Source organism: Williamsia sp., from assembly GCF_036566845.1.
Lineage (GTDB): Bacteria > Actinomycetota > Actinomycetes > Mycobacteriales > Mycobacteriaceae > Williamsia.
Genome location: NZ_DATCVM010000273.1, coordinates 1 through 10,723, shown reverse-complemented (window position 1 = coordinate 10,723; position 10,723 = coordinate 1). Strand labels below are relative to the sequence as shown.

General features: G+C 65.6%; 14 protein-coding genes. 6 read left to right on the top strand and 8 right to left on the bottom strand.

Features of this window, described 5'->3' with window-relative positions:
- From VIQ49_RS26950 to VIQ49_RS26940, 3 genes are all read left to right on the top strand, one after another.
- Nucleotides 1–1,348 (top strand): ATP-binding cassette domain-containing protein (locus VIQ49_RS26950; RefSeq protein WP_331889911.1); only part of this gene is annotated, 1,348 nt, incomplete at its 5' end.
- Between the two features lie 94 nt (nt 1,349–1,442).
- The gene (locus VIQ49_RS26945) at nt 1,443–2,288 is read left to right on the top strand and encodes a DUF4436 family protein (protein WP_331889909.1); all 846 of its coding nucleotides are present in this window, start codon (nt 1,443–1,445) and stop codon (nt 2,286–2,288) included.
- A gap of 65 nt (nt 2,289–2,353) precedes the next feature.
- Nucleotides 2,354–2,989, top strand: a complete 636-nt coding sequence (locus VIQ49_RS26940) for a maleylpyruvate isomerase family mycothiol-dependent enzyme (protein ID WP_331889907.1) — start codon at nt 2,354–2,356, stop codon at nt 2,987–2,989.
- Here VIQ49_RS26940 and VIQ49_RS26935 read toward each other — a convergent pair.
- The 3 genes from VIQ49_RS26935 to VIQ49_RS26925 all read right to left on the bottom strand — a co-directional run bounded on the left by VIQ49_RS26935 (nt 2,986) and on the right by VIQ49_RS26925 (nt 4,490).
- Entirely contained in the window at nt 2,986–3,861 is an 876-nt protein-coding gene (locus VIQ49_RS26935; protein WP_331889905.1) for a sigma-70 family RNA polymerase sigma factor, read from the bottom strand. The genes VIQ49_RS26940 and VIQ49_RS26935 overlap by 4 nt on opposite strands.
- Nucleotides 3,862–3,978: 117 nt before the next feature.
- On the bottom strand, nt 3,979–4,236 hold the full coding sequence (locus tag VIQ49_RS26930; protein ID WP_331889903.1) for a Txe/YoeB family addiction module toxin: 258 nt from the start codon (nt 4,234–4,236) through the stop codon (nt 3,979–3,981).
- Nucleotides 4,233–4,490: a type II toxin-antitoxin system Phd/YefM family antitoxin gene (locus VIQ49_RS26925; RefSeq protein ID WP_331889901.1), complete on the bottom strand. Its 258-nt coding sequence runs from the start codon at nt 4,488–4,490 to the stop codon at nt 4,233–4,235. The genes VIQ49_RS26930 and VIQ49_RS26925 overlap by 4 nt, the downstream gene beginning before the upstream one ends.
- 165 nt (nt 4,491–4,655) lie before the next feature.
- On the opposite strand from VIQ49_RS26925, the gene VIQ49_RS26920 reads away from it, so the two are divergent.
- Nucleotides 4,656–5,039 (top strand): DoxX family protein, encoded by a 384-nt coding sequence (locus tag VIQ49_RS26920; protein ID WP_331889899.1) that lies wholly within the window; start codon nt 4,656–4,658, stop codon nt 5,037–5,039.
- A 27-nt stretch (nt 5,040–5,066) separates the two neighbouring features.
- Here VIQ49_RS26920 and VIQ49_RS26915 read toward each other — a convergent pair whose 3' ends face one another.
- A complete protein-coding gene (locus tag VIQ49_RS26915; protein ID WP_331889897.1) occupies nt 5,067–5,336 on the bottom strand; it encodes a DUF4235 domain-containing protein in 270 nt (89 codons plus the stop codon).
- Between the two features lie 92 nt (nt 5,337–5,428).
- Nucleotides 5,429–6,070, bottom strand: coding sequence for a dihydrofolate reductase family protein (locus VIQ49_RS26910; protein ID WP_331889895.1), 642 nt, complete (start codon nt 6,068–6,070; stop codon nt 5,429–5,431).
- A 202-nt stretch (nt 6,071–6,272) separates the two neighbouring features.
- Between VIQ49_RS26910 and VIQ49_RS26905 the strand changes: the two genes are divergently transcribed.
- Complete coding sequence (locus tag VIQ49_RS26905; RefSeq protein ID WP_331889893.1) at nt 6,273–7,172, top strand: ABC transporter ATP-binding protein; 900 nt, start codon at nt 6,273–6,275, stop codon at nt 7,170–7,172.
- Entirely contained in the window at nt 7,169–7,975 is an 807-nt protein-coding gene (locus tag VIQ49_RS26900; RefSeq protein WP_331889891.1) for an ABC transporter permease, read from the top strand. Before VIQ49_RS26905 ends, VIQ49_RS26900 begins: the two co-directional genes overlap by 4 nt.
- Nucleotides 7,976–8,016: 41 nt before the next feature.
- Here VIQ49_RS26900 and VIQ49_RS26895 read toward each other — a convergent pair whose 3' ends face one another.
- From VIQ49_RS26895 to VIQ49_RS26880, 3 genes are all read right to left on the bottom strand, one after another.
- Nucleotides 8,017–8,673 carry a response regulator transcription factor gene (locus VIQ49_RS26895; protein ID WP_331889889.1) on the bottom strand — a complete coding sequence of 219 codons (657 nt, stop codon included), beginning with the start codon at nt 8,671–8,673 and terminating at the stop codon, nt 8,017–8,019.
- On the bottom strand, nt 8,670–9,815 hold the full coding sequence (locus tag VIQ49_RS26890) for a sensor histidine kinase (RefSeq protein ID WP_331889887.1): 1,146 nt from the start codon (nt 9,813–9,815) through the stop codon (nt 8,670–8,672). Before VIQ49_RS26890 ends, VIQ49_RS26895 begins: the two co-directional genes overlap by 4 nt.
- 264 nt (nt 9,816–10,079) lie before the next feature.
- Nucleotides 10,080–10,723, bottom strand: a 644-nt coding sequence (locus tag VIQ49_RS26880) for an MFS transporter (protein WP_331889885.1), incomplete at its 5' end; no start/stop codon positions are given.

Here is a 10,723-nt window from a genome sequence, read left to right as displayed (position 1 = left end):
CGCGACGATCGTCGGCTGCCTGGCGTACCTCGCGATGGTGTCAGGCCCGATCTTTGCGATCACCGTGGGGTCGACGCTCGCCGCAATCCTGTGTGTGGAAACGGTTCTGCGACGGGTGCGGTCCATCTACCACCACGCCCGTGAGCGAGAAGACGACCTGCTCCGCTCGTTCCAGTCGGTCACCTTCGGCATCAAAGAACTCAAGCTGCACCGGGGCCGCCGTCGCGACTTCATGGACCGGCATCTGCTCGGGACCGCCGAAGACCTGCGTGGCAAGAACGTCTCGGCCGGCACCAGGTTCTCGATGGCGCAGGGCTTCGGGCAGCTGTGCCAACTGGGAACCATGGCATTCATCCTGTTCGGACTGGCTGTGCTGCTGAAGATTCCGCGTGACGACATGATCGGCTATGTCCTGATCACGACCTTCTTGTCGATGCCGATGCAGAACATGATGCACCTGATCCCGGACATCCTCCGCGGCGATGTGGCGCTGGCGAAGATCCAGGAGATGAACCTGTCACTGGACTCGGCACACGACGAATCGAATCTGCCGTACGTCGAACGGCCGGCGGTCTCGCACGCCCACATCGAATTGCGCGGTCTCGGATACGCCTATCAGGGTGAACAGCTCACCGGTCCGCCGCCGCCCCCACCGTCCGGCCCGCAGAAGCCGGGCGGACGCCCTCCAGGACCTCCTCCAGGTGGCCCAGGTGAGGGTTCGGGCTTCCACCTCGGACCGATCGATCTGACGCTCGAGCCCGGTCAGGTGACCTTTGTCGTCGGTGGCAACGGAAGTGGCAAATCGACTCTGGCCAAACTGATCACGGGCTTGTACGCACCGCACCACGGGCAGGTGGTGCTCAACGGCGAACCGATCGATCACAGCAATGTCGAGTGGTACCGGCAGAACGCGTCGGCGGTCTTCACCGACTTCCACCTGTTCGAGGACTACCTCGGTTTCGACCGGCCGGGCATCGACGACGAGGTTCGGGGCTACCTGCATCAGTTGCAGATCGCGCACAAGGTGAGTGTGCAGGATGGCAAGTTGTCGACCATCAATCTGTCACAGGGACAACGCAAGCGGCTGACACTGGTGACGGCCCTGCTGGAGGATCGCCCGATCTACGTCTTCGACGAGTGGGCCGCCGATCAGGAACCGCAGTTCCGGGAGTTCTTCTACCGTCGCATCCTGAACGACCTCAGAGAGGCCGGCAAGACCGTTGTGGTAATCACCCACGACGATCGTTACTTCGATCTCGCCGATCAGCTGGTCAAGCTCGACTTCGGTCAGCTTGCACAGGTGGAGGACCAGATCGGTGATCTGCCGAATCGACTGGTGGCCTCATAGAACTGCTGACAGACTCGACTCCGACCGGACCTGGTTGTCCGGCCGGAGTCGAGATCGGTCCGATGCGACGGAGCCGGTAGGTGGAGGCGAACAGATGGCACGCGCGGTACGACGGTCGACGTTGCTGACGACCCTGGCCATCGTGGCGGGACTTCTGGTGGTCTACATCGCGGTTCTGGTTCTGTACGCCCTCAGTGGTTCTGATGATCATCCCGATGACCGCAGTCCGTCGGCCGATGGGGTCCTGGTGTATCTGGATGTGGATACCGTTGAGGGATCGGAGTATTCGCTGGGCGGCCACGTATCGGTGTATCCCGGTAGCAATCTCCTGAACGCGGATGGGACCCTCGAGGAAGACCTGTTCATCGATGTGGCGCCGATGATCGCCGACCAGCAACTCGAGTTCGCCGCCGGCACCAGACCCGGAGTCCGGCCGGTGTCGCTCTACACCTACGGCGACATCCGTACGTGGCCGTTCGATCACTATTCGACAGAGTCGGTTTCGATCCGCGGGTTCAGTGAGGTCGACGATGTACAGATCCCACTCGAGACCGAGGTCGCGGTCACCGATTCGCTCACCGGCTGGGACATCGACGCGGGCGATGACAAAACAGGGGACGGGCAGGCGGTGTCCATCGAGGCATCCCGGTCCGCCGGATCGGTGATCTTCGATCTGGCGCTCTGCGTGATGTTGGTGGTGCTTCCCGTCTGCACACTCTTCGTTGCGATCCAGACTGTGCGTCGCCGCAAGGCATTCCAGCCCCCGATGGTCACCTGGTTCGCCGTGATGTTGTTCGCCGTGCTTCCGCTCCGCAACATCTTCCCCGGTGCACCGCCATTCGGGTCCTGGGTCGACTACACGGTGGTGCTCTGGGTGGTGGCCGGCCTGGTCACGGCGATGGCGTTGTATGTGTTCGCCTGGTGGCGGCAGGCTCCCTGAAATGAGAGCGGTCACTGTGGCCTTCACCGCGATGAGTTTCCGTGCCTGCCGAGGTCTGAGTGGGCATGAAACATGGTTTTGCGGATGTGTGGCCGGTTGTGCACACCGAGCGAGAGCGGCTCGTCGCCGATCTGAATGACCTCCCCGTCGACGCGTGGACGACGCCCTCGCTCTGTCCGGGGTGGGATGTCCACGATGTGCTGGCGCACCTCGTGGATTCCGCGACAACAACACGATTCGGTTTCGCGCGGCGGATGATCCGGGCTCGCTTCGACTTCGACCGGGACAACGCCACCGGGATCGCGAGGCGAAAGTGTGAGGACCCCCGCGACACACTCGAGGCATTGCGTGCCGTTGCCGGGTCGACCGATACGCCGCCCGCCGATCCGGCGACGAGGCTGGTCGAAGCTTTTGTCCACGGCGAGGACATCCGCCGTCCGCTGGACATCACCTCGCAGTATCCGGTCGACTTCGTTGTCGCCGCGCTGCGCTACCAGGCCAAGACCGCGGCCGGATTCGGTGGTGGGCGGGAGCGGATCGCGGGTCTGCGTCTGATCGCGGTCGACGCGGAGTTCGAGCACGGCGCCGATTCCGGTGACGAGGTTCGCGGGCGGGCGATCGATCTGCTCCTGGCGGTGTCGGGTCGGGTGTTGCCGGCCGGTGCGTTGACCGGAGCAGGGGCAGCAACGCTGACCAGTTAGTCGGTGACGCCTGGTTCGGGGAGATCCATAGCTCGAAGACGGGCGGGGTCGAGCACGGCCACGACCTCGGCCACCCGGCCGTCGACCACGGTGCACGCCATGACGGAGACGGGCTTGCCGTTCGGACCCCACAACAGGATTCCCGGGTCTCCGTTGACCAGGACACGGCGTGCAACCGTGGCCGCGCGTGCCCCGTTCCTGATCGCGTCGGCCACCTCGGTGGCGCCCACCTTCACGGTGACACCGCGCGGTGTGTAGGTGTGCCAGGTGATCTGGGGATCGAGGACCTGCAGGAGACTCTCGAAATCCCCGTCCCGCGCGGCTGCGAGGAACGCGTCGACCACTTCGCGCTGCCGACGGCGACCGGCGGCCGGCGCAGGTGTGCCCTTGACCTTGTGACGGGCGCGGCTGGCGAGCATTTTGGTGGCGTTTGCCGATTTGCCGATGATCTCGCCGATGTCCGCGAACGGCACCCCGAACATGTCATGCAGGACAAAAGCCAAGCGTTCATCGGGCCGCAGTGACCCGAGGACCACCAGCAGAGCCAGTCCGACGGATTCCGCGAGTACCGCGTTGTCCTCGGGTGTGTCGTCGTCTTCGGTCACGACCAGGTCCAGGAAGCCATCGTCGTACAGCGGACCGGGCCGGGTCTTGCGTGAGCGCAACATGTCGATGCAGACCCGGCCCACCACGGTCGTGAGCCACCCCGACAGATTTGCCAGCGAGTCGGGATCCTGACGCGCCAGACGTAGCCACGCCTCCTGCACGGCATCCTCGGCGTCCGCGCGCGAGGCGAGCATCCGGTACGCGACCGCCAGCAGACGTTCCCGCTCGTTCTCGAACGCGCCGGCCAGATCAACGTCGGGGGTCATGGTCGTCACCTTCTGTCGCCGGTATCCGTCATGGGTATGACGAGCCCTCAAGGGCAGAGGTAACACGATGAAGGAGTATTTGTGAACACCACTCTGTGGATCATCGCCGGTGTGCTGTCAGTAGCGGTAGCGGGCTTGCTGAATGACGAGGGTTCCGTCGTCGAGGACGACGTACACCAACCGGTGTTCCTGGTCGATCCTGCGGGAGTAGACCGTCCCGGAGACGTGTTTGAGTCGCTCGGGTTTGCCGATGCCGGTGTGCGGATCTCGTTGCATGTCTTTGATCAGCGCGAGAATCCGCTTCAGCCTGGCGCGGTCTTTCACGGCCCAGTGGGTGAAGTCTGCCCAGCCGTCATCGGTGAAGGCAACGTTCATTCGTCGAACGTGGAGATGTCGTGGACGGTGTACTCGCCTCGCCGGGTGGCATCCAGGCTCCGGAGCAACCTGGCTGCATTCTCGGGGGACGATAGGAGGTACTGGGTCTCCATCATGGCGTCGTAGTCCTGCTTGGACATGAGCACGGCGTTGCCGGTCTTGCCGACGATCTCGACGCTGCTGTGGTCGTTGTTGACCTGTTCGACCAGTCCGAAAAGCTTGTTTCGGGCGGTGGTGGTGTTGATCGCTTCCATGTTGTCTCCTGTACGTATTCCAGTACGTCTAGTGTACCGGAATACGTACATATAGGGACGCCCCTCGAAAGCGGTCGGGGTCATGGTCGTTACCTTCTGCCGCCGGTATCCGTCATGGGTATGACGAGCCCTCAAGGGCAGAGGTAACACGATGAAGGAGTATTTGTGAACACCACTCTGTGGATCATCGCCGGTGTGCTGTCAGTCGCGTTCCTGGTCGGTGGTGCCGCGCAGGTCCTGATGCCCAAGGAGAAGTATCGGTCGCTCGGTGCGAGTCAGCACTGGGTCGACGATTTCGGTGCCGGCCACATCAAGGCCATCGGAATCATCAAGATGACGGGGGCGGTGGGTCTGGTGCTGCCTGCCGTGGGCGACATCGCGCCGGCGCTGGTCCCGCTCGCGGCATCCGGGTTGATGCTCTTCATGGCCGGCGCAGCGACGACCAGGTTCCGTCGCAGTGAGTGGATGTACTTGATCGGGGACGTGTTCTTCTTGTCGCTGTTCGCCTTTCTGGCGTGGGGACGCTTCGCGCTCGAACCGTTCACGTGACGACGATCAAGCCCGTCCAGGGACGGCTCAGGTCGGATTCTCATGTGTCACGGCCTTATAGCCACGCGCGCCGACGCGGTCGATCGCTGCCCGGACGAGGCCGAAGATCAAACCCTGCAGAGCTGCGGCGGCCAGTACCTCGGTGGTGCTCTTCTTGAGGTCCTTCGGATCCGGGACCTCCTTGTCATTTCCCAACCGTTTCCACACCTGCCCGAAGGCAGCGGAAGCAACCAGTCCACCCAGTACACCTGTTGCGATCGACAGTGGCTTGTACATGGCTTTCGATGCGGCACTCATGTGCTTCCCTTCCTCCAAACGCGGACCGGACGACATGAGAGTACCGATCTGCGGCGGTGTCGAAACCTTTCCGCCGACAACTCGATCGGGCTCTACTTCCGCCAGAACAGGTGGTGGGTGACGCCGCTGGGACTGGGCACCACGTCGAGATGGAACCGGTCCAGCAACTCCTCGGGTGACTCCCAGAGTTTCAGCCCGGATCCGAGCTTCACCGGTGAGACCGCCACGTGCATCGTGTCGATGAGGTCGGCGTCGAGGAATTCACGGATGGTGGTGACTCCACCGCCGAGGCGCACATCCTTGCCGTCGGCGGCCGCCCGTGCCTGCTCGAGGATCGATGCCGGGTCGCCGTCGACGAAGTGGAACGTGGTGTCCGACAGGGTGATGGAGGGGCGGTGGTGATGGGTGATCACGAACACCGGCGTGCGAAACGGAGGCTCGTCGCCCCACCAGCCCTCCCATTCGAGGTTCTCCCAAGATCCGCGTTGCGGGCCAAACTTGTTGCGGCCCATGATCTCCGCGCCGATGTTGCGGGCATAGTCGCGGGTGAGGTAGTCGTCGAGCCCCCGGCTGCCCCCGGGATCGGTGCGCATCGGCCAACTGGCCGTGGCGCCGGCCCAGGCGAACAGTCCCTGAGGGTCGAGGCCGAACGGACTCTCGAGGCTCTGATCAACCCCCGCCCCGATTCCGTCGCTCGAGATGTTGAAGTTCTGGACCCGAAGCAGCTGTGTCACTATTCGCTCCCGCACAATCGATGTGGTTGACGTGGGTGGAGACCTCCGAGGCTGCGGGAACTCATCGGTGAATGCGAAGGAGATGCCGAGGGGTTGCTGCTCGAGTCGACCCGAGACACGGCCCCGGCCTCGTACTTTCGGTCAGGACAAGACTGGCCATCGAACCGATACGCGCACGACGCGATGCGGCGAGGGTTGACCCATGATCACAGTTGAGTCCCTGACCCGGAAGTATGGCGGCTTCACCGCCGTCGACAACGTCTCCTTCACCGCCCGGCCCGGCCGCGTGACAGGTTTCCTCGGTCCGAACGGCGCCGGCAAGTCCACCACGATGCGCGTGATGGTCGGTCTGACCATCCCGACATCCGGCTCGGTCACCATCAACGGAGAGCGGTTCGCGGATCTCCCCAACCCCGGCCTCGAGGTGGGCGTCCTCCTCGACGCCTCGGCCCAGCACGCCGGCCGCACGGGCCGCGAGATACTCGTGGTCGCCGCCGACACCATGGGTCTGCCCCGCACCCGGGTCGACGAGATGATCGAGCTGGTGAGTCTGACACCCACCGAGGCCAAGCGCCGGGTGCGCAACTACTCCCTCGGCATGCGCCAGCGGCTCGGAATCGCCACTGCTCTCCTCGGTGATCCCAAGGTCCTGATCCTCGACGAGCCCGCCAACGGGCTCGACCCCGCAGGGATCCGGTGGATGCGCGACCTGCTGACAGGCTTCGCCGGCCAGGGCGGCACGGTGCTGTTGTCCTCGCACCTGCTTCGCGAGATCGAGGTCATCGCCGATGACCTGGTCGTGATCGGCAACGGCAAGATCGTCTCGGCCGGTACCAAGGAGGAACTCCTCGCCGCGGCCGGGACGCTCGCCAGGTCGACGTCACCACGCGACCTCGTCCACGCGCTCGAGCAGGCCGGGATCCCCAGCACGCTCGCCGGGGACGGCTCGGTCCGCACGGATGCCGATCCCGCTCGTGTGGGAGCCGTGGCCCTGACTGCCGGCATCGCGCTCACCGAGCTCCGCTCCGCCGAGGGCGCCGGGCTCGAAGACATGTTCCTGTCGCTCACTGCCGACACCCAACGCGAAGGAGTTGCGGCATGACCGCCACGACCATCTCCCCGGACACCACCGACCCGGCCCGCCGGGTCGTCCGTCCCATCCCGACCACACGGCTCGTCAAGGTCGAGCTGCGCAAGATGCTCGACACCCGCTCGGGATTCTGGATGCTCATCAGCATCGGCGTCCTGTCGGTCGTCGCGACCGGGGCGGTCGTCATCTTCGCTCCCGACAGCGACGTCACGTACGAGAACTTCGCGAGGGCGATCGGGTTCCCGATGTCGGTGATCTTGCCGATGATCGCGATCCTGGCCGTCACGAGTGAGTGGAGCCAGCGCAGTGGGCTCACGACGTTCACGCTGGTGCCGGGCCGCGGACGCGTGATCGGCGCCAAGGCGATCGCGATCCTTGTCGTGGGCCTCGGCTCCACGGCCGTCGCCCTCGCGGTGGGCGCCGTCGGCAACCTGGCCGGTTCCGCACTCGCCGGCGCCGACACCGTGTGGGACGTGTCGTTGTCCATGGCGCCCCAGATGGTGCTCGGCAACCTGGTCGGCATGACCATCGGCTTCACCCTCGGTGTCGTGCTGCGCAACTCCGCGGCCGCGATCGTGGGCTACTTCGTCGTCTCACTGGTCATGCCGGGCATCCTCGTCCTCCTGGCCCAGGTGCGATCGTGGTTCGAGACCCTGCAGCCGTGGATCGACTGGAACGAAACGCAGGTGGTGCTCTTCGAGGGCGCCACGAACACCGGTGAGAAGTGGGCGATGCTCGGCTCGACCACGATGATCTGGATCGTCATTCCCCTCATCGTCGGGGTGCTGTTCCTGCGCCGCTCCGAGGTCAAGTAGGCACACACACGACGACCGCCTCCGGTCTGCTTGCCGACCCTCTACTCCCGGACCCGGCCGGTCTCGTAACCCCACATCGCGACCTCCACCCGGTTGCGGGCGCCGAGCTTGGCCATGAGGCTGCCGATGTGGGTCTTCACCGTGCTGAGGCTGATGTGCAGCTCGGCAGCGATTTCTGCGTTGGTGCGACCGCGCGCGATGGTGAGCAGCACCTGCTCCTCGCGTTCGGTGAGCGGGTCGATGGGCTGGGCGGGAGGTGCCGCCCGACCCGTGCGCGCGAACGTCGACAGCAGCCGGCGGGTGATGCTTGGCGAGATGAGCGAGTCACCTCGGGAGGCCGCCCGGATGGCTTCGCCTAGCAACTCGGGTCCGGCGTCCTTCAGCAGGAAGCCGGTGGCGCCGGCCAGCAGCGCGCCGTGCACGTACTCGTCGAGGTCGAAGGTGGTGATCACGACGACCGCGACCGGGTCCTCGACCCCCGGCCCGGCCAGCAGACGGGTCGCCTCGACGCCGTCGAGGACAGGCATCCGGATGTCCATCAGGCACACATCGGGACGGAGCTCTCGGGCCAGTCGCACCGCCTCCTGCCCGTCGCGCGCCTCCCCCACGACCTCTATGCCGTCCAACGTTCCCAGGATCAGCCGCAGCCCGGTCCGCACGAGATCCTGGTCGTCGGCGACCAGGACCCGGATACTCATGCCGGCACCCGCAGCGGGAGCGTCGCGATGACGGCCCAGCCACCTCTGGGGCACGGGCCCGCACTGCACGTGCCGCCCAGGAGCAGTGCGCGCTCGACCATCCCGGTGAGACCGAAGCCTGCGTCCGGGTCGAGGTCCCCCGGACCCGCGTCACCGTCGTCGCGGACGGTGAGGCGCACGGTTGACTGATCCCCTGCGACGCGCACGTCGACCAGGGTGGCGTTCCGGGCGTGCCGCAGCGCGTTCGTGACCGCCTCCTGGGCTATCCGGAACACGGTGGCGTCGATCGCCCGCGGGAGTGGGGCCAGGTCTCCCGACACCGTCACCTCCACCCGGGGACCGGTCGGCGAGCCCCCGGAAAGCCGCTCGAGGTCGACCACACCGGGCTGCGGAGCGTACTCGGCCGGCGCCTCATTGCGTAGCACGCGGACCATCGTCCGCATCTCCGCGAGCGTGCGCGATGCCTCCTCCTCGATCACCTCCAACGCCTCGAGCGGCGACGACGGGCTGGTCGCCGCGAGAGCGCGCCCTGCCTGCGCCTGGATGGCGATGGCAGAGACGTGGTGGGCCACCGTGTCGTGCAACTCGCGCGCCAACAGGACCCGCTCCTCCGACTTCACCTGCTCCAGCCCCCTTTCCCGGGCGTCGCGTCCCGAACGCACGGCCCAACCCAGGGCAAACGTGGCTATCAGGACAGCGATCCCGCCGATTGCCTCGCCGACTCCGGTCCAGCCGACGATGAACCCTATGGTGGCCGCGACCAGAATGATCGCCAGCCCCGCCGCCGCCTCTCGCCCCGTACCCCACCGGAAGAGTGCGTAGGGCAGCAGCAGGACGTAGAGCATCGTGTACACGTCGAGTGCCGGTGCGTCGGCTGCGATCAGGCCGATGTCGACGACAGCGATCACACCGAAGGCGGTCGCGACCACTGCGAGCGGGTGGGTACGTCGCCACAGCAGCAGCGGCGCCAGTCCCACCGTCAACACCACCGACAGCCACGGAAGCGGCATGTCCTCACGCAGGACACCCTCCAGCACCCCGGAGACCGTCACGAACGCCAGCAGCGCCCAGTCCCGCCAGACCCGAACCGGTGGGACCGAGGGCCGGGGTTCCTCCAGCAGGGACCGCAGTGGATTGCTCACCCCCTCAGCGTAGGGATGGAGCGCCGTCAGGGGACCGGCCGAAAGTCTGATCCGTGATCATCGCGTGCGAGATCATGCCGACGGCCGAGCCTGTTCCACACCGCGTGCGATCCACAGGTCTGCAGTTGCCGTTTGGTAGCGACACCCTCGGCGTCGATGTGGAGCCGGCCACGGATCTCGCTGCCGCGCATCACCATCGGGGAAACATGTTTCCATGTGCGATGACATGGGCCCGTGCGCCCGTGATCGGGGTTCACCCGGCAGTCATACCGGCCCGGATCTGGTCGTCACGCTCGGCGGTGCACCAGCGCGGTCGCAGCAATTGGCTGCTGCTGCAACGGCTTCCGCGTCGATGCGTGGGTGGTGGTTGACGATGCCCAGCGCGGAGACGACTCCGCCGACGATGAAAAGTGCCGCAGTGACGAGGGTCGCGCGGTGAAAGCCGGTGAGGTCCATGGTGCCTCCGACGATGATGCCGGTGCAGGCGATCGCGACCAGCCCGGCAATCCGGGAGACGGCGTTGTTGATGGCGGATCCGATGCCGCTCTGGTCGCGTTCCACCGCCGCGAGGATCGCCGATGTCAGTGGGGTGACAGTGACCGAGAGTCCGATGCCGAAGAGGATGAGACCGGGAAACATCTGCCACCAGAACTCGAAGTCGGAGTCGGAGTCGGCAGTGAGCATGAGCAGGTACCCGGAGCCGGCGATGATCGGTCCGGCGGCCATGAACAGTTGCGGTCCGTATGTCGCGGAGAGTCCGCCGACCGGCCGGGCGATGACAAATGACAACAGGGGGACAGGAAGTGTCGCCAGGCCGGCCATCAGGGCCGAGAATCCCGCGACCTCTTGGAGGAACAGAGCGGTGATGAGTGTGCCCATCGACAGGCCCGCGTAGACGAAAATGGTTG